Below are 17,528 nucleotides of genomic sequence, written 5' to 3' on the forward strand. Positions count from 1 at the left end.
CCGCCTCAAGCAATGGCGCGGCATCGCCACCCGCTACGACAAACTCGCCCGCAACTACCGCGCAGCGATCGTCCTGGTCACAGCCCTGCTCTGGATCAACACATGATCCACCGGACAGAACCTAGGGGGGACGTCGCGTAATGGCCTCCGCCCCCGGCGCGGGCGCGTAGCCGAGCGGTGGGGCCGACGCCGAAGGCGAGGCCCCACCGCGAAGCGATACTCCAGGCACGGTCACGCCCCCGAGCCACCAGCGAACAGGCGTGACCACGCCTTCACGAACACAACTGCCCGACGAAGAACAGAGCCCGCGCCGTCACGGACACAGCCGCCCGGCGAAGGACGTGGACCGGGCCTTCAGAGACACAGGCGCCCGGCCAGGACGTGAGCCGGGCCTTCAAGGACACAGGGGCCGGGCGAGCGGGGTGGGTTGGGGCTCGATGACCGGCGTCAGCCGCTTCGGCGGTGCCGGTCGGCGGCCGCGGCGCTGAGGATCATCTCGTCGACGACCCAGCGGGCCTCCGCGGACAGGTCCACGAGCGCGCGCAGCACCTCGGGACGGATGACGCCCTGCTCGACGTCGCGGCGCAGGGCCTGGAGCGTGAGGTCCTCGTCGATCGAGCGCGTCTCCCCCGGGAACCCGAAGTAGCCGATCGGCACGCCGAAGAAGGTGGCGAGCGCGGTGAGGGTCTTGAGCTGGGGGTTCTCCTGCCGTCCGGTGCGCAGCTTCCACACGGTGGTGGAGGAGATGTCCTCGCCGGTGGCGCGCGCGATCGCGCCGGCCGTCTCCACGTTGTTGCGGGGCGGTCCGGCGTCCGCGGGCCACAGGTTGCGGATCAGCCACTCGACCTTCTCCGCCAGCGTCGCGCCCGGCGAGATCTCCTGCACGGTGCCCACCTGGACCCCTTCCCTTCTCGACTGCCGAACGACTTTAGTTGACCGTCAACAGGTTCGTCAGCCAAGGACACGGGACACTTCTCGACCCCCGGAGTGAGGTCCTTCCTCCCCCTCAGGTTCCGTCCGCCCCGCCGCGCTCACCCCGTCCGGTGAACCTTGCCAAGAAGCGTTGCAAAGACCCTTGGCAACCCATAGCGTCCTCGGCATGACGGACGAGGGCAGGGCGGAGGGCGCGGCGGAGCAGCCCGGCCCGGAGCAGGCGGGCGGGGACCGGCCCGCCCCCGAGGCGATCACCGACCCGCGCCAGGTGCGGCTCCTCGCGCACCCGCTGCGGCAGCGCATCGCGGAGGTCATGCGGCGCGGCCCCGTCTCCTCCACCACGCTCGCCCGCGCGCTCGGCCAGAGCACCGGCGCGACGAGCTACCACCTGCGCCAGCTCGCCAAGCACGGCTTCGTCGAGGAGGTCCCCGAGCTCGGCCGGGGCAGGGAGCGCTGGTGGCGGGTCAAGCCGTCGGACCGGCGCCTGCCCCGCTACAGCGAGCAGACGCCGCCGATGCGCGCGGCGGTCGAGGAGCTCACCCGGCTGGAGTTCGCGAACGAACTGGAGCAGCTCGAACGGTTCCAGCGGGCGCGCGAGGACCTCGGCCCGTGGGCGGACGCGCTGCTGTTCTCCTTCTCCACCGTCACGCTGACGCTGGAGCAGGTCCGGCCGTTCTTCGAGGACTACATCGCGCTGCTGTACCGCTACAAGGCCGCCGACGCCGACCCGCCGCCGGACGCCCGCGCCCTCGTCGTCAGGCTGCTGGCCTTCCCCGAGATCTCCGAGGAGGACGAGCGCACCTGACCCCCGAGGGCCGGGCCGGCGAGTTGCAGCTCGCCGGCCCGGCCGGGCGGAAGCCCCGCATCACCACGCCTAAGGCGTGCTCACCGCGACACGACACCTCCACCGAAAGGAGAGCACCTCATGCTGCTCTCGCGCAAACTCGCCGCGCTGGCCACGGGCCGCGGCACGAAATGGGCGATCCTCCTGGTCTGGATCGCGATCGTCATCGTGGCCGTCCCCTTCGCCGGGAAGCTCCAGGACGCCGTCGAGGACGGCTCCACCGCCGACCTGCCGCGCGGCGCGCAGTCCACGAGGGTCGAGGAGCTGACGCCGCGCTTCCCGGGCGGCGATGCGGCGCCCGGCCTGGTCGCCTACGTCCGCGACTCCGGGATCACCCCCGCCGACCGGGCACGCGCCGAGGCCGACCGCCGCGCGCTCGCCTCCGTCGCCAGCGGCCCGATCGCGCCGCCCGCCGCGTCCCGGGACGGCCGCGCGCTCATGCTGAACGTGCCGCTCGTGGACGACGGCGACCTCTCCGAGCACGCCGAGAAGATCCGCGACCGCGTCCAGGAGAACGCGCCGCCCGGCCTCCAGATCCGCCTCACCGGCCGCGCCGGCGAGGCACTGGACGTCGGCGACGCCTTCGAGAAGCTCGACAAGCTGCTGCTGATCATCACGATCGCGCTGGTGACCGGCGTCCTGCTGGTCACCTACCGCAGCCCGGTCCTGTGGCTGCTGCCGCTGGTCGGCGCGGCGGTCTCGTTGCAGGTCAGCAACGCCGTCGTCTACCTGCTCGCCGAGCACGCCGACCTGTACATCGCGAAGGGCATGTCGGCGATCCTCAACGCCCTGGTGTTCGGCGTCACCACCGACTACGCGCTGCTCCTGCTCGCCCGCTACCGCGAGGAGCTGCGCCGGCACGCCGACCGGCACGAGGCGATGCGGGTCGCCCTCCGCCGCGCCGCCGCGCCGGTCGTTGCCTCCGCCGCCACCGTGTGCCTCGGGCTGCTGTGCCTGCTCGCGGCGACGATGGGCTTCAACTACGCGCTCGGCCCGATCGGCGCCATCGGGGTCCTCGGCGGCCTCGCCGTGGTCATGTCGCTGCTGCCCGCCCTGCTGGTGATCCTCGGCCGCTGGATCTTCTGGCCCCGCATCCCCCGGTTCGGCGACACCCCGCCCGCGCGCGGCGGTGTCTGGGACCGGATCGGACGCCGCGTCGCCGCCCGCCCGCGCCTGGTCTGGCTCGCCGGGACGGCCGTGCTCGCGGCCCTGGCCGCCGGGGCGCTGGGCGTCGACACGGGGCTCGACCGCGAGCACTTCCTCACCTCCACGCCCGGCTCCACCGTCGGCGAGCGCCTGCTGCACGAGCACTACTCCGGCGACCAGACCCGCCCGGTGCGGGTGGTCTCCGAGAAGCCCGTCACGGCCGCGCTGCGCGCCGTCCCCGGCGTCGCGCGCGTCGGGCGGCCGGAGCGGAGCCTCGACGGCCGCCTCACCAGGACGGACGTCATCCTCACCGCCCCGCCCGACAGCGAGGCCGCGAAGGACACGGTCAGGAACATCCGCGCGGCCGTCCCGGACGCCGACGTCGGCGCGGGTGCCGCGAGCGAACTCGACAAGGCCGACGCGCAGGCCCACGACCGGCGCGTGGTCATCCCGCTCGTGCTCGGCGTCGTCCTGCTGATCCTGATGGTCCTGCTCCGGGCGCTGGTCGCCCCGCTGCTGGTCATCGCCACGGTCGTCGCGTCCTACTTCGCGGCGCTCGGCGCGTCCTGGCTGCTGTTCAGGTACGCGTTCGGGTTCCCCGCGCTGGACACCCAGCTCGCCCTGATGGGCTTCCTGTTCATGGTCGCGCTCGGCGTGGACTACAACCTGTTCCTCGTCTCCCGGATCCGCGAGGAGGTGGCCCTGTCCGACCACCGCACCGGGGTCCTGCGCGGGCTCGGCCTCACCGGCGGCGTCATCTCCAGCGCCGGGCTCGTGCTGGCCAGCACGTTCGGCGTCCTCGGCGTCATGCCGCTCACGATGATGGTCCAGATCGGCGTGCTGGTGGCGCTCGGCGTGCTGCTCGACACCTTCCTCGTCCGCTCGATCATCGTCCCCGCGCTCGCCCTGGACGCCGGACGCCTCTTCTGGTGGCCCGGCGTGCTCTCCCAGCGGACGCCGCGCCACGTCCGCCCACCCGAACCGGCACACAACTGAACAAACCGCGGAAGCCCCGGCCGTTCGGCCGGGGCTTCCCGCGTTCACCAGCGTCTTATCACTGTGAGTATCTGGACACATACATTAAGCCACATACTGGGTTAGCATGCGCCTGCCACCGCGCAACGGCAACCTTCCACCGAGAGGCAGGAGATGCCCCCACATCGCCCACGCCATCCCCGGGCCTCCCCCGTGCTCGTCGCGTTCGGCCGCCAGCTGCGGCGGCTGCGCGAGGCCCGGGGCATCAAGCAGGAGACGATCGCCCACGTCGCCCGGGTGAGCGGCCCGCAGGTCAGCAAGATCGAGAACGGCAAGAAGCGCGCCAGCCGCTCGTTCGTCGAACTCGTCGACGAGTACCTGGAGGCGGGCGGCGCCCTCGTCCACCTCTGGGAGGACCTCAACAAGGACGACCAGCCGGTCCCGCTCTGGTTCGACTGGCCCGGGATCGAGGCCGACGCCACGATGCTCGTCTCCTGGGAGCCGATGCTCGTCACCGGTCTCGCCCAGACCCCCGCCTACGCGGCCTCGATCCTCCAAGGCAACCAGGAGGCCATAGACGCCAGGATCGAACGCCAGCGCATCATCACCGGGGAGGGCCGCGCCGTCCCGCCCGACATCGTGCTATTGATCGACGAGCAGGCCCTCCACCGGCGGGTCGGCACCGCCGAGACCATGCGCGAACAGCTCGACCACCTGGCGGAGGTGAGCAGCCTGCCCAACATCACCGTCCAGGTCGTGCTGGCCAGCGGCGAGCACGACGGCAACATGGGCGCCTTCGTGGTCGCGACGATGGAGGACCGCAGCGAGGTCGCCTACGTCGAGACCGCCATCCGCTCCATCACGACCGACGACCCCGCGGACCTGGCCATCCTGGCCCGGACGCTGGTCGCCCTCCGCTCACGTGCGCTCACCGAGGACATGTCACGTGACCTGATGAGAAAGGTCGCCAAGGAAAAATGGACCTGAGCAACGCGCGCTGGCGCAGGAGCAGCCACACCGGCTCCAACGGCGGCAACTGCGTCGAGCTGGCCCGGCTCCGGGGAGCCGTCGCGGTGCGCGACAGCAAGGACCCGGGCGGCCCCGTCCTGCTCGCCTCGCCCGCCGCCCTCCGCGCGGCCGTCGCCCCGTTTCAGGAGCGGGACGCCGCGACGGCCTGACGGATCGCCCCGGCCCCGACGACCAGCCACGCCGCCACGGCGGGCCACAGCAGCACCTTGCCGAGCGTGCCGAGCCACGGCAGGGAGCAGACCGCCCCCGCCGTCATCGCGCTCGCGGCCGTCATGCCGAGCGGGAAGACCGTCGACCAGCGGCGGGGGTCGTAGCGCGGGCGCGGGACCAGGACCTCGCAGACGACCAGCACCGCGTACCAGGCGAGCGCGACCCCGAGGACGGCGAACGTGAGCCACTCCAGCGGCCTCGGGTCGCCCGCCGCGTTCGTGACCCGCGCCGAGGCGAGCGCCGAGATCGACAGGCTGCCGGCGAGCACCCAGTGGTCGCCGGACCCGCGGTAGAGCTGGCGGAAGTCGAACCGGCTGAGGACGAACACATACAGCCCGAGCCCGAGCGCGAGCAGCGTCCCCGCGGGCCAGGTGAGCAGGTGCGCGGGGAGCAGGTCGGCCAGCGTCGCCGCGAGCACGACGACCGACTGCGTCGCGACCGTCACCAGGTACGCCGCGCCCGGCAGCCGCCGCTTGAGCCGCCGCAGGACGCGCGGGAGCAGGAACATCCACAGCCCGAACGCGATCACGAGCGGGACCACGGCGGTGACGGCGTGCCCCGACAGCGCGATGCCGTTGCCGAGCACCCCGGTGCCCGCGACGCTGGTGAGGATGGCCGGGACGGACAGCTCGTCGCGGCGCGACCCGTCCGCGAGCAGCCCGCAGAACGTCACCACCAGCACGACCCACAGCGCCGCCGTGATCACCAGGAGCCCGCGCGCGGCCCACATCACCCCGGCCAGGCGCAGCGCGATCGACACGATCCCGGTGGCCATCACCTCGGCGCCCCACGGCTGGCGGACGGCTCTGTTCTCCACCGTTCAACTTCTATCGCCTATTCACCGCACGCGGCATGCGGATCCGTGCCGATACTGACCGCGATGACCGCCCCAAACCCGCGGACAAAGAAAAACCGCAGATCACCATTGAGGCGATCCGCGGTCAGTGCCGTATCGGTACCCCCGAGCGGATTCGAACCGCCGTTACCGCCTTGAGAGGGCGGCGTCCTAGGCCACTAGACGACGGGGGCAGGACCAAGACCTTCGCGATCTCCCGCTCGGGCCGCGCCCCAGCCTACCGGACTCCGACCCCCACCTCGACCGGTTAACCGACACACCCGAAACGAGGGGCATCGATGAACACACGAAACAGAGGGCCTTGCAGAGAATGGTTCGGTGAGTACGCCGCAACCGGCGCGAGGGCGAAGCCCGAGCATCGGGGGTTCCAGGGGGTCGCCCCCCTGGGAGACACTGCGAGCCCGGCGAAGTCGGGCGCCAGCCCGACGAGCAGGGCTCCCCCCACGTACCCCCGAGCGGATTCGAACCGCCGTTACCGCCTTGAGAGGGCGGCGTCCTAGGCCACTAGACGACGGGGGCCTGTCCAGGTGAGTGGACGAAGCTGGGGTACCAGGACTCGAACCTAGACTAAGTGAACCAGAATCACTCGTGCTGCCGATTACACCATACCCCAGTGCGGTACGGAGCTTCGGCCGTCTCCGGCCGGTCGCTCGCGCCTCGAAGAGAATACAGGACCCGGGGACCTGGGCCAAAACGATTGCCCAGGATCGGATGGACGGCCCGAAAAGCGTGTTCAGCGGCTGAAGTCCGGCGGGCCGATGTGCTCGGTCCCCCAGTCGACGAGGGGCCGCAGGCGCCGCCACGAGTCGCGGACGCGGAGGACGACCTCGCGGTCGCCCACGCACTCGTCGGCGGGCCAGCCCTCGTGCGCGTACAGGGAGCGGTGGCGCAGGAGGTCGAGGCGGGGATGGTCCTCGCGGGTGCCGCGCGGACGGGTCTTGAGGCGGTCGCCACCGATCTCCAGGCCCGCGCCGCGCAGCTCGTCGACGATGGCCTGGAGTTCGCCGCCGCTCGTCTCGGAGTCGACGGCGGCACGGTAGCGGCGGAGCTGCTCGGGGGACGGCGCGTACATGCCCCCCGCCACCATGAGGCCGTCCGCGTCGATCTGGAGGTAGAAGCCCTTGCTGTGGCCGCCCTGATGGGTCTTGTAGGGGGTCTTGTCCTTGCTGAAGCGGACGTCGCGGTAGGGGCGGAACAGCTTGACGGCGCCGAACTCGTCTTCGAGTTCGGCGCACAGCTCCGCGAGGGGTTCGCGGACGTGCCGTTCGTAGGTCGCCTTGTGAGCCGTCCAGTACGCCTTGCCGTTGTCGGCCTGGAGCCCCTCGTAGAAGCCGAACGCCTCATCGGTGAAGCCGGTGAACCCCATCGGGCGTCACTCCCGCTCGACGACGCGGTTGGTGAGCGAGCCGACGTTCTCGATCGTGACGGTCACCTCGTCGCCGATCTCCAGCGGGCCGACCCCGGCCGGGGTGCCGGTGAGGATGACGTCGCCGGGCAGCAGCGTCATGACCTGGCTGACGTAGGCGACGAGGTCGGGAACGGCGTGCAGGAGCTGGGAGGTCCGGGCGTCCTGCCGGACCTCGCCGTTGACGGTGGTGGAGATCGCGAGGTCGGCGGGGTCTACCTCGGTCTCGATCCAGGGGCCGAGGGGGCAGAAGGTGTCGAAGCCCTTGGCCCGCGTCCACTGCCCGTCCTTCTTCTGGAGGTCGCGGGCGGTGACGTCGTTGGCGCAGGTGTAGCCGAGGATGACGTCGGCGGCGCGGGAGGCGGGCACCTCGCGGCACATGCGGCCGATGACCAGGGCCAGCTCGCCTTCGTAGTCGACGCGCTCGGACAGCTTGCGGGGGTAGGCGACCGCCTCGCCGGGGCCGATCACGGCGGTGGACGGCTTGGCGAAGAGCACCGGTTCGGCGGGCGGCTCGCCGCCCATCTCGCGCGCGTGGTCGGCGTAGTTCTTGCCGATCGCGATGACCTTGCTCGGCAGGATCGGCGCGAGCAGCCGGACGTCGGCGAGCGGGAGCCGCTGCCCGGTGAAGGTCAGATCTCCGAACGGGTGGGCCGCGATGGCGGCGACGGTGTTCTCCTCCACCACCCCGAAGGACATGCCCTCGTCGGTGGCGAACCTGGCGATACGCATGTCAGAAAGCCTAGCGTCGCGGCCGCGGGGAGGATCCCGCCCGGGGATGACACGGCGGGCCCGTCCCGTAGTCGGCCAGGACGGACGAGGCCGCGCCGGAGGGCCGGCTCCCGAAGCCGCCGCATGCCGGAGATCTCCGGTCCTCCCGGCCCCGATCTCCGGAGGATCCCCGATGGCGCGGCACCGTCCGGTGGGCGACTGGGGCGCGCAGGAACTGGAGGACGCCGCCGTCCGCGCCGAGTTCTGCTGACGGTCAGAACCCGCAGGGCCGGCCGTTGATCTCGCAGTCCTCCGGGGTCGTCGCGGCGCCGCGCGCGCCGAACCTGACCTCCCAGGCGGCGCCGGGCGGGATCGGGGCGGCGCCGTCGAGGCTCGCGAGCTCCACCTCGGCGCCGCCGCGGACGAGGCGTCCGCCCCAGATGTTGCGGACGTCGGCGCCCGGCACGCTGAACGTGAGCCGCCAGGCGGTCATGGGCCGCCCGGACCGGTTGGTGATCACGAGCCGGCCCTCGTGGTAGCCCTCGTCGCGCTGGACGAGCTGGTAGGTGATCCCGTCGCCGCCGACCAGCGGGCCGGCCGGCGAGGCGGGGTCGGCGGGCGCGGCGCCGCCCGGCTGCTGCCCGGGCGGTGACGCGGTCGGCGCACCGGAGGGCGTGGGCTGAGTGGGCCGGGTGGACGGCGTGGGTTCCGTGGGCTCTCCGCTCGGAGCGCCGCCGGGCGCGGCGCCGCTCGGCACGGCGCCGCTGGGCTCGGTGGCGGCGGGCTTGGCGGACGCGGCGTCCGTCCCGTCCGAGCCGCCGGACAGCAGCAGGGCGGCGGCGCCCACCGCGACCGCGACCAGCACGGCCGCGACGAGTGCGAGGACCAGCGGCCCGCGCCGCGAACCCCGCGCGCCGCTCCCGCCGGACGACGGGGTCACCGGCGCGATCGGGAGCGCCGACGCCGGAGCCGTCTCCTCCGGGGGCGGCCCGCCCGGCGAAGGAGCGGGAGCGCTGGAAGGAGGCGGCGCGGGCGGTGCGGCCTGCTCCTGCTCGGCGCCGAACTGCGCCGTCCAGGGCGCCTCCTCGGCCATGGGCACCGGCGACGGCGGAGGCATCGGCGCGCCCGGCGGCGCGGGCTCCTCGGGCGCGGACGGCGCGTCCTCGGGATCGACGGCCGTCACGAGGGGGTCCGCCGGGGGCGGATCATCCGGCGTTTCGGGCGGCGTGTCCGTGGCCCAGGCCGGGGCGGGGTCCGCGGGCGCGTCGGCGGCGGTCACGTCCGGGCCGGTCACCCCCGGGTCGGGAGCGGGCACCGGCTCCCCGGCGGGCTTGCCGGGAGCGCGGAACTCGGCGGTGCTCGTGTGGTCCGGGGGAACGTACCCGGGCTCCTCGCCGCTCAACTCGTCACCTTCCCGTGTCACCGATCTCATGGAGTCCGACGACGGGAAGGGCCGATCGGTTCGGATCAGCCGGTGGGCGCGGGCTCCAGCCCCCGGCGGGCGGCCTGGAGCTGGTGCCGGTTGAGCATGTCGGTGACCAGCTCGATGGCGTCCGGGGTGGTGGGGCCGGGGGCGCCGCTCAGCCAGCGGGTGGCCTCGGCGAGCAGGTCCTCGGCGGATTCGGCCGAGCCGCCCGCCTGCCCGGCGCGGCGGGCGTCGGCGAGCCGTCCGAGGACGTCGCCCAGGCGCAGCGCGGCGTCGGCGCGGTCGGACTCGGCGGCGCGCCGGTACCAGTCGGCGGCCGACTCCAGGTCGCCGCAGCGCTCGTACATCTCCCCCAGGCCGAACGCGACGTCCGCCCAGGATCCGTCCGTGGGACGCCCAAGGTCCTCGGGGCTCCAGGGTCGGACAGACATGCGATCACTCCGGTGGTTCGGCTGCTGGGGGGACGGCGCGCGGGAACGCCACACGGGCCGTGCAGGTGACCATGGTGACGCCCGCGCGCCACATCCGCCACCGGTTTCGCCATGTTGACTGAAATTTCTACGTCCCGGTCCCGGAAACGGGGGAAAAAGTCAGGCGGCGACGAGGTCCTGGTAGTCGGGATGCCGGTCGATCCACGACTTGATGAACGGGCAGCGGGGCACGACCGACAGCCCCCTGGCCCGGACGCCGTCCAGCGCGCCCCGGGCCAGGGCGCCGCCGACGCCCTTGCCCTCGAAGGCGGGGAGCACCTCGGTGTGGGTGAGGACGAGGCGGCCGGGCTCGGTCTCGTACTCGGCGAACCCGGCCAGCTCCCCGTCCACCCGGATCTCGTAGCGGCCCTGCTCGGCGTTGTCGCTGATCTCGTTGCTCATGCCACCGGTAATGCCCGCGGGACGGCGATCATTCCCCGCCGCCCCGCCGGGACCGGCGGAGACGGAGGTCAGCCCGCCTCGTAGCCCGCGCGCAGGAGGCAGTAGGTGACGGCCTCCTCCAGCGCCTGCCAGGACGCGGCGATGACGTTGTCCTCGACGCCGACCGTGCCCCACTCGCGCTCGCCGTCGCCAGACTCGACGAGGACGCGGGTGCGCGCGTCGGTGCCGTGCGCCCCCTCCAGGATGCGGACCTTGTAGTCGACCAGCTCCAGCCGCGCCAGCTCGGGGTAGAGGCGGCCGAGCGCGACGCGCAGCGCGTTGTCGAGGGCGTTGACGGGGCCGTTGCCCTCGCCGGTGGCGATGATCCGCTCCCCCTTGGCGCGGAGCTTGACGGTGGCCTCGCTGACCATGGAGCCGTCGGGGCGGCGCTCGACGATCGACCGCCACGACTCGACCTCGAAGTGCCGCTGCCGGACGCCGGTCAGCTCCTCGCGCAGCAGCAGCTCGAAGGAGGCGTCGGCGGCCTCGAAGGTGTAGCCGGTGGACTCCAGCTCCTTGACCTTGTCGACGACGGCCTTGGCCTTCTCGCCGGACAGGTCGTAGCCGAGCTCCTTGCCCTTCAGCTCGACCGAGGCGCGCCCGGCCATGCTGGAGACGAGCATCCGCATGTCGTTGCCGACGGCGGCCGGGTCGATGTGCTGGTAGAGGTCGGGGTCGACCTTGACGGCGGAGGCGTGCAGCCCGGCCTTGTGCGCGAACGCGGACACGCCCACGTAGGGCTGCTGCGAGCCGGGCGCGACGTTGGTGACCTCGGAGACCGCGTGCGCGATCCGGGTCATCTCGGCGAGCTGGGCGTCGCTGACCAGCGACATCCCCCGCTTGAGCTGGAGGTTGCCGACGACCGTGAACAGGTTGGCGTTGCCGCTGCGCTCGCCGTACCCGTTGGCGCAGCCCTGGACGTGGGTCGCCCCGGCGCGGACGGCGGCCAGCGTGTTCGCGACCGCGCAGCCGGAGTCGTCGTGGCAGTGGATCCCGGCCCGCACGCCGAGCGAGACGACGTCGTGGACGATCTCGGCCAGCTCGTCGGGGAGCATGCCGCCGTTGGTGTCGCAGAGCGCGACGACGTCCGCGCCGGCCTCGGCGGCGGTGCGGACGGCCTCCAGCGCGTAGTCGCGGTTGGCCCGGTAGCCGTCGAAGAAGTGCTCGGCGTCCAGGAAGACGCGTTGGCCCTCCGCACGCAGGTGGGAGACCGTGTCGCGGATCATCGCGAGGTTCTCCTCCAGGGTGGTGCGGAGGGCCAGCTCGACGTGCCTGTCGTGACTCTTGGCGACCAGGGTCACGACGGACGCGCCGGATTCGCGCAGGGCGGCGACCTGGGGGTCGTCGGCCGCCTGCACACCGGCCCGGCGGGTCGCGCCGAACGCGGTGAGCTGCGCGTGCCTCAGGTCGAGCTCGGTTCGAGCCCGCCTGAAGAACTCTGTGTCCTTCGGATTGGCACCCGGCCAGCCGCCCTCGATGAAGCCGATGCCCAGGTCGTCGAGGTGCCGTGCGATGGCGAGCTTGTCGGCCACGGAGAGGTTGAGCCCCTCCTGCTGCGAGCCGTCGCGCAGGGTGGTGTCGTAGACGTGGAATGCGTCGCCTTGCATGGTGTGGACCCCCAGGGACCAGCGCCAGGGCACAAAAAAGACCCCTCACGGACGTGAGAGGTCTGCGCGCCGGCGGTGTCCCGTTTAGATGCCGGCGCGCCAGCCGATAATCACGAGGCTGTGGCGCATGATGCGCCCAGTCTGCCACACCGTCCACGACGGACGCACATCCGTCTCACGTGCCGAGACGAATGTGCGTCCACCAGCGGATCAGGCGATCTTGTGGACCCAGCCGTAGGGGTCGGGACGGGTGCCGTACTGGATGCCGATCAGCTCCTCGCGCAGCCGCATGGACACCTCCCCGGGCTCGCCGTCGCCGATCCGCCACTCCCGGTCGGAGCCCTTGACGTGGCCGACGGGGCTGATGATCGCGGCGGTGCCGCAGCCGAACACCTCGGTGATCTCGCCGGACGCGCAGCCCGCCTCCCACTCGTCCACGTTGATCTTGCCCTCCTCGGCCGGGATCCCGAGCCCGGGGGCCAGTCGCAGCATGGAGTCGCGGGTGATCCCGGCGAGCAGGGTGCCGGTGAGCGCGGGCGTGAGCAGCCGGGCGTTCGAGCCGGAGCCGTAGACGAACATGAGGTTCATGGAGCCGACCTCCTCGACCCAGCGGTGCTCCACCGCGTCGAGCCAGACGACCTGGTCGCAGCCGTGCTCGACGGCCTGGGCCTGGCCCGCGAACGACGCCGCGTAGTTGCCGCCGGTCTTGGCCTCGCCGGTGCCGCCGGGCGCGGCGCGCGTGTAGTCCTGCGACAGCCACACCGAGACCGGCTTGACGCCGCGCGGGTAGTACAGGCCGGACGGGGACGCGATGATCGTGAACAGGTAGTCGCTCGCCGGGCTGTTCACGCCGAGCGTGGGCGTGGTGGCGAACATGTTGGGCCGGATGTAGAGGCTGTGCCCCTCGGTGTCGGGCACCCACGCCTTGTCGGTGCCGACCAGCAGCTCGACCGCCCGGACGAACAGCTCCTCGGGGATCTGCGGCATCGCCATCCGCCGCGCCGACCGGTTCATCCGCGCGGCGTTCATGTAGGGGCGGAAGGTGACGATCGAGCCGTCCGGCTGCTTGTAGGCCTTGAGGCCCTCGAACAGCTCCTGGGCGTAGTGGAAGACGTGGCTGGCCGGGTCCATCGGGATCGGGCCGTAGGGCTGGAGGCGCGCGTCGTACCAGCCCCGGTCCGCGGAGTACCGGATGGTGATCATGTGGTCGGTGAAGTGCCGGCCGAAGCCCGGATCGGCCAGGACGCGCGCCCGCTCGTCCGCGGTGGCCGGGCGCTCGGTCAGCGTGATCTCGAAGTCCAGGGTGTCGCTCATCGCGGTTGTCCTCTCCCGGATCGCCGGTACGGCCCCGTTGCCGCCCCGACGTCTCTAGTCCTTATTGTCGTACTTCGTCTAGACCTACTCCTTCGCACGCGGCACGCCGAAATCCGGACGCGCCGCGAGGCGCGCCCGGAGTGTCCCTGGTCAGCCGGGGAGGCGCGCCCTAGCCGGCTACTCGCCCGGCGATGGCGTCGCCGATCTCGGTCGTCGAGCGCGGCCCGAGCGCGGCGCGCCCGGCGAGGTCGGCGGAGACGGCCCGCTCGACGCGGCGGGCGGCCTCGGCCGCGCCGACGTGGTCGAGCAGCATCGCGACGGACAGGATCGTCGCGGTCGGGTCGGCCTTGCCCTGCCCCGCGATGTCGGGCGCGCTGCCGTGCACCGGCTCGAACATCGACGGCGCGGTGCCGGCCGGGTTGACGTTGCCGGACGCGGCGAGCCCGATGCCCCCGGCGATCGCGGCGCCGAGGTCGGTGATGATGTCGCCGAACAGGTTGTCGGTGACGATCACGTCGTAGCGCGCGGGCTGGCTGACGAAGAACATGGTGGCCGCGTCGACATGACAGTAGTCGGTGCTGACCTGCGGGTACTCCTCCGCCACGCGCGCCAGGACGCGCTGGTAGAGATCACCGGCGAACGTGAGGACGTTGTCCTTGTGGACGAGCGTGAGCTTGCGGCGCGGCCGGGACGCGGCGACCTCGAAGGCGTAGCGGATGACCCGCTCGACCCCGTGGGCGGTGTTGACGCTCTCCTGCGTCGCGACCTCGTGGGCGGTGCCCTTGCGCAGGACGCCGCCGACCCCGGTGTAGGGCCCCTCGGTGCCCTCGCGGACGACGACCATGTCGATGTCGTCCGGCGTGGCGCCCGCCAGCGGCGTCGCGACGCCCGGGAACAGCTTCACCGGGCGGAGGTTGACGTAGTGGTCGAGTTCGAACCGCGCCCGCAGCAGCAGGCCGCGCTCCAGCGTCCCGCTCGGCACGCTCGGGTCGCCGACGGCGCCGAGCAGGATGACCTCCTGGTCGCGCAGCTCCGCCAGCACCGAGTCGGGCAGCGTCTCGCCCGTCCGGTGCCAGCGCGCGGCGCCGAGGTCGTAGGAGGTCCGCTCGAACTTCAGGTCGCTGGAGGGGGCGACGGCGTCGAGGACCTTCAGCCCCTCGGCGACCACCTCGGGGCCGATCCCGTCACCGGGGATGACGGCCAGACGAATGCTGCGGGAAGCCATGGCGCGCACTCTACTGCAAACGTCTCATTGCTTGGGCTTCCATCTCAGATCTCGGGACGAACACGGTGCGACCAGGGCATGTCAGGCGCGGTGCGCGTCCGATGCCGATCGTTCGCGCCGACGCTTTCGGGGCCACACCGGTACAGCGTCCAGGCGACTTGACGCATGGTGCCCCAAAAGGGGACGCTCTGTCCGACAAGTAAAGATTCGAGGCGACGGTGCGCAGGAACCTGGTGCGATTCCAGGACGGTCCCGCCACTGTGACCAGGGAGTCTCCCCCGCTTCACGACCACGGCCGCCCGCGCGGCTGGAAGGTCGGAGGGAGACGGCGATCTGGGAGTCAGGACACTGACCCGTCGTCCTCCCGCTACCGGGGCGAGTGAACCCCGTGAGGAGACCCGACATGGCCCAGCAAGCCGTCCCGTCCGCGAGCCCGGCCACGCCCGCGGCGCGGCCCGCGCCCCTTCCGCTGCGCGTCCCCGTCCGCGAGATCCTGCCCTGGGCGGTGCTCGCCGCAGTGCTGGGCGTCGTCCTGATCTACTTCGTCGGCGCGGAGCAGGGCGCCACCTCCCTGTTCGGCGGGACGTGGGTGCACGAGTTCACCCACGACGGCCGGCACCTGCTCGGCTTCCCCTGCCACTGAGCCGCGCGCATGATGAGATCTCTGCTGGTCCGCGGCATGCTCGTCGGAATCGCCGCGGCCGGTGCCGCGCTGCTCATCGCCTGGCTGTACGGCGAGCCGCAGGTCGGCCACGCCATCGCGTTCGAGGAGGCCAAGGCGCACGCCGCGCACGAGGGCCACGAACCGGAGGTCGTCAGCCGGGGCGTCCAGAAGACCGCCGGGCTGATCACGGCGATGGCCGTCTACGGGGTGGCGCTGGGCGGGCTGTTCTCGATCGCCTTCGCGTTCGCCTACGGCCGGCTCGGCCGGCTCGGCGCGCGCGCCACGGCCGCGCTGGTCGCCCTCGCCGGGTTCGTGGCGGTCGAGCTCGTCCCGTTCCTGAAGTACCCGGCGACGCCCCCGGCGGTCGGCAACCCGGGCACCATCGGGAGCCGGACGGCGCTGTACTTCTGCATGGTCGCGCTCGGCATCCTCGCCACCACGGCGGCGGTGATCGTGTGCCGGCGGCTGGTGCCCCGGGTCGGCGTCTGGAACGCCGTCACCGCGTCCACCGCCGGGTTCGCCGTGGTGGTCGCGGTCGTCTACCGGGTCACGCCCCGGCCGGACGCGATCCCCGAGCACTTCCCGGCCACGGTCCTGTGGGACTTCCGGGTCGCCTCGCTCGGCGTCCAGCTCGTCCTGTGGGCGACGATCGGGCTGCTGTTCGGCTACCTGACCGAGCGGGCGTTCGCCCGCCATCCGTCCCGCGTCGCGGTCCCCGCGAACGCCTGAACCCCTGCCCGCCCCGTCGCGTCAGCGACGGGGCAGCAGGGCGCAGTCCCCGCACATCTCCCCGCCGGGCGGCACCCGGTAGTAGAGGCAGCAGCTGCGCCGGACGAAGCCGCCCCCGACGAACCCGCCCGTGCCCGCCAGCGGCTCGCGGCCGAGCAGTTCCCGGACGAGCGCGGCGCGCCCCGGGTCGGGCGGGCCGACGTTGAGGCTCCCGGCGAGCGCGGACGCCGCGTTCCCCCACAGCAGGCCGTCGGCGAGGCCGGTGAACGTCAGCATCGTCTCGCGCAGGGGCCTGAGCTGCCCGTCCACGACCACTTCGACGAGGAGGCCGGCGGCCTGGGCGGTCCCGCCCGCCCGCCATCCCGCCGGGCGGGCGAGCCAGAGCGCGACGGGCGCACCGGGCGCCCACCGCCAGTGCAGCCCGGACAGGTCGGGGACGAGGCCGCGCGCCGCCGCCGCGGCCATCGGCGACCACAGCCGGGACGCGAGCCCCTGGAACAGGATCGACGCGGCCACGCGCCGCTCGGTGGTGCCGAGCCGCTCGGCGTACAGGTCGGTCAGCCCGATCAGCCGGTCGCGGTCCCGCTCGGGGAACGGCCGCCAGGTCGGGTCGGCGTCCTCGGCGGGGTCGGTGCCGATCTCGAAGTAGGGGCCGAGTCGCGCGACCGCGCGCAGCGCGTCCGCGACCTCGGCGGGATCGGCCTCGGCCGCGTCGTCGAGGGGCATCCGCCCACACTAACGCGACCAGGGACCGCCCCCGGATGGGGCGGTCCCTGGTCGGCGAGACGCCTATCGGGCCGGGTGGCCGCCGTTGTCGCGGCGGTCCAGGGCGGTCTGCAGGGCGCGGGCCGCCTCCTCCCGCTCGTCGTCGGCGGGGGCGGCGTTCATGGTGACGTCGTTCATCTCAGGTTCGCTCCGATTCGCTGGTCTGTCGTGCCGCGGTGGCCGCCGGTGAGACCCGTGGATCGCACGGTCCGGCGAGGATCGGACTCACGGCCAGGCGAAACCTCCGCAGCGGGTGCCGGCCTGCCGATGATCAGGCCCCGCTGCGGCAGCGAAGGATTACCACGAAGCGCCGCATGACTACCGCCACGGTACCCGCGATGACGCCCACTGTCCCGACCTGTGGCAGAAAATCCCACATTCTGAGACGACCAGGCGACGGGGCAAGCCGTCGGAGACCTCAGCCGTCACGCGAGCGCGTGAGCTGACCGGTGGGGCGACGCCGGAGGCGAGCCCCACCGGGAAGATCGCGAAGCGAGGCCGCGCTCGCCCAAGGCCGGTCAGCGTGCGAGCCGCCAGGCGAGCACGCCGGGCCGCGATCGCGACCAAACAGCCGCGCTCGCACGAGATCGCTCAGCGTGCGAGCCATCTGAGAGCACGCCGGGCCGCGATCGCGAGAAAACCGCGCTCGCCCAAGGGCGGTCAGCGTGCGCGCCGCCAGGCGAGCACGCCGGGCCGGGATCGCGACGAAACAGCCGCGCTCGCACGAGATCGCTCAGCATGCGGGCCCTCAGAGAGCACGCCGGGCCGCGATCGCGAG

General features: G+C 72.6%; 17 protein-coding genes, 3 tRNA genes and 1 riboswitch. Of the genes, 6 read left to right on the top strand and 14 right to left on the bottom strand.

Going from position 1 to position 17,528, the window contains the following annotated elements; all coding sequences use genetic code 11:
• Positions 1-447: 447 nt before the first annotated feature.
• Entirely contained in the window at positions 448-894 is a 447-nt protein-coding gene (locus tag GNZ18_RS40005; protein WP_156222710.1) for a helix-turn-helix domain-containing protein, read from the bottom strand.
• A 205-nt stretch (positions 895-1,099) separates the two neighbouring features.
• On the opposite strand from GNZ18_RS40005, the gene GNZ18_RS40010 reads away from it, so the two are divergent.
• The 4 genes from GNZ18_RS40010 (at position 1,100) to GNZ18_RS40025 (ending at position 5,076) form a co-directional block, all read left to right on the top strand.
• Entirely contained in the window at positions 1,100-1,738 is a 639-nt protein-coding gene (locus tag GNZ18_RS40010; RefSeq protein ID WP_156222712.1) for a helix-turn-helix domain-containing protein, read from the top strand.
• A 120-nt stretch (positions 1,739-1,858) separates the two neighbouring features.
• Positions 1,859-3,919, top strand: a complete 2,061-nt coding sequence (locus tag GNZ18_RS40015; RefSeq protein WP_156222714.1) for an MMPL family transporter — start codon at positions 1,859-1,861, stop codon at positions 3,917-3,919.
• A 153-nt stretch (positions 3,920-4,072) separates the two neighbouring features.
• On the top strand, positions 4,073-4,885 hold the full coding sequence (locus GNZ18_RS40020; protein ID WP_156222716.1) for a helix-turn-helix domain-containing protein: 813 nt from the start codon (positions 4,073-4,075) through the stop codon (positions 4,883-4,885).
• Positions 4,876-5,076: a DUF397 domain-containing protein gene (locus tag GNZ18_RS40025; protein WP_156222718.1), complete on the top strand. Its 201-nt coding sequence runs from the start codon at positions 4,876-4,878 to the stop codon at positions 5,074-5,076. The genes GNZ18_RS40020 and GNZ18_RS40025 overlap by 10 nt, the downstream gene beginning before the upstream one ends.
• Here the strand turns inward: GNZ18_RS40025 and GNZ18_RS40030 are convergent.
• The 12 genes from GNZ18_RS40030 to GNZ18_RS40085 form a co-directional block, all read right to left on the bottom strand.
• Positions 5,049-5,954 (bottom strand): tellurite resistance/C4-dicarboxylate transporter family protein, encoded by a 906-nt coding sequence (locus GNZ18_RS40030; protein WP_312875017.1) that lies wholly within the window; start codon positions 5,952-5,954, stop codon positions 5,049-5,051. The genes GNZ18_RS40025 and GNZ18_RS40030 overlap by 28 nt on opposite strands.
• Before the next feature lie 139 nt (positions 5,955-6,093).
• Positions 6,094-6,166 (bottom strand) — tRNA-Glu (locus GNZ18_RS40035).
• Between the two features lie 273 nt (positions 6,167-6,439).
• A tRNA-Glu gene (locus tag GNZ18_RS40040) sits at positions 6,440-6,512 on the bottom strand.
• Between the two features lie 22 nt (positions 6,513-6,534).
• A tRNA-Gln gene (locus GNZ18_RS40045) sits at positions 6,535-6,606 on the bottom strand.
• 120 nt (positions 6,607-6,726) lie between these two features.
• Complete coding sequence (locus GNZ18_RS40050) at positions 6,727-7,359, bottom strand: DUF2461 domain-containing protein (RefSeq protein WP_156222720.1); 633 nt, start codon at positions 7,357-7,359, stop codon at positions 6,727-6,729.
• Between the two features lie 6 nt (positions 7,360-7,365).
• Positions 7,366-8,130 carry a fumarylacetoacetate hydrolase family protein gene (locus tag GNZ18_RS40055; protein WP_156222721.1) on the bottom strand — a complete coding sequence of 255 codons (765 nt, stop codon included), beginning with the start codon at positions 8,128-8,130 and terminating at the stop codon, positions 7,366-7,368.
• Positions 8,131-8,383: 253 nt separating this feature from the next.
• Positions 8,384-9,511, bottom strand: coding sequence for a cellulose binding domain-containing protein (locus tag GNZ18_RS40060; protein ID WP_156222724.1), 1,128 nt, complete (start codon positions 9,509-9,511; stop codon positions 8,384-8,386).
• Positions 9,512-9,576: 65 nt separating this feature from the next.
• A complete protein-coding gene (locus tag GNZ18_RS40065) occupies positions 9,577-9,966 on the bottom strand; it encodes a tetratricopeptide repeat protein (protein WP_156222726.1) in 390 nt (129 codons plus the stop codon).
• Between the two features lie 159 nt (positions 9,967-10,125).
• The gene (locus GNZ18_RS40070; protein ID WP_156222728.1) at positions 10,126-10,407 is read right to left on the bottom strand and encodes a GNAT family N-acetyltransferase; all 282 of its coding nucleotides are present in this window, start codon (positions 10,405-10,407) and stop codon (positions 10,126-10,128) included.
• A 68-nt stretch (positions 10,408-10,475) separates the two neighbouring features.
• Positions 10,476-12,053: a citramalate synthase gene (gene cimA, locus GNZ18_RS40075; protein WP_156222731.1), complete on the bottom strand. Its 1,578-nt coding sequence runs from the start codon at positions 12,051-12,053 to the stop codon at positions 10,476-10,478.
• 210 nt (positions 12,054-12,263) lie between these two features.
• Entirely contained in the window at positions 12,264-13,367 is a 1,104-nt protein-coding gene (locus tag GNZ18_RS40080; RefSeq protein WP_156222733.1) for a branched-chain amino acid aminotransferase, read from the bottom strand.
• Positions 13,368-13,536: 169 nt separating this feature from the next.
• Positions 13,537-14,592 carry a 3-isopropylmalate dehydrogenase gene (locus GNZ18_RS40085; protein WP_156222735.1) on the bottom strand — a complete coding sequence of 352 codons (1,056 nt, stop codon included), beginning with the start codon at positions 14,590-14,592 and terminating at the stop codon, positions 13,537-13,539.
• A gap of 200 nt (positions 14,593-14,792) precedes the next feature.
• Positions 14,793-14,963, top strand: a riboswitch (cobalamin riboswitch).
• Between the two features lie 32 nt (positions 14,964-14,995).
• Between GNZ18_RS40085 and GNZ18_RS40090 the strand changes: the two genes are divergently transcribed.
• Both GNZ18_RS40090 and GNZ18_RS40095 read left to right on the top strand, forming a co-directional pair.
• Positions 14,996-15,235: a CbtB domain-containing protein gene (locus tag GNZ18_RS40090; RefSeq protein WP_156222736.1), complete on the top strand. Its 240-nt coding sequence runs from the start codon at positions 14,996-14,998 to the stop codon at positions 15,233-15,235.
• 9 nt (positions 15,236-15,244) lie between these two features.
• The gene (locus GNZ18_RS40095) at positions 15,245-15,985 is read left to right on the top strand and encodes a CbtA family protein (RefSeq protein WP_214620692.1); all 741 of its coding nucleotides are present in this window, start codon (positions 15,245-15,247) and stop codon (positions 15,983-15,985) included.
• A 21-nt stretch (positions 15,986-16,006) separates the two neighbouring features.
• Here the strand turns inward: GNZ18_RS40095 and GNZ18_RS40100 are convergent, their stop codons facing one another.
• On the bottom strand, positions 16,007-16,711 hold the full coding sequence (locus tag GNZ18_RS40100; RefSeq protein ID WP_156222738.1) for a (2Fe-2S)-binding protein: 705 nt from the start codon (positions 16,709-16,711) through the stop codon (positions 16,007-16,009).
• Between the last annotated feature and the right edge of the window lie 817 nt (positions 16,712-17,528).

Origin of the sequence: Actinomadura litoris (genome assembly GCF_009733595.1) — a bacterium.
Taxonomy (GTDB): Bacteria; Actinomycetota; Actinomycetes; order Streptosporangiales; family Streptosporangiaceae; genus Spirillospora; species Spirillospora litoris.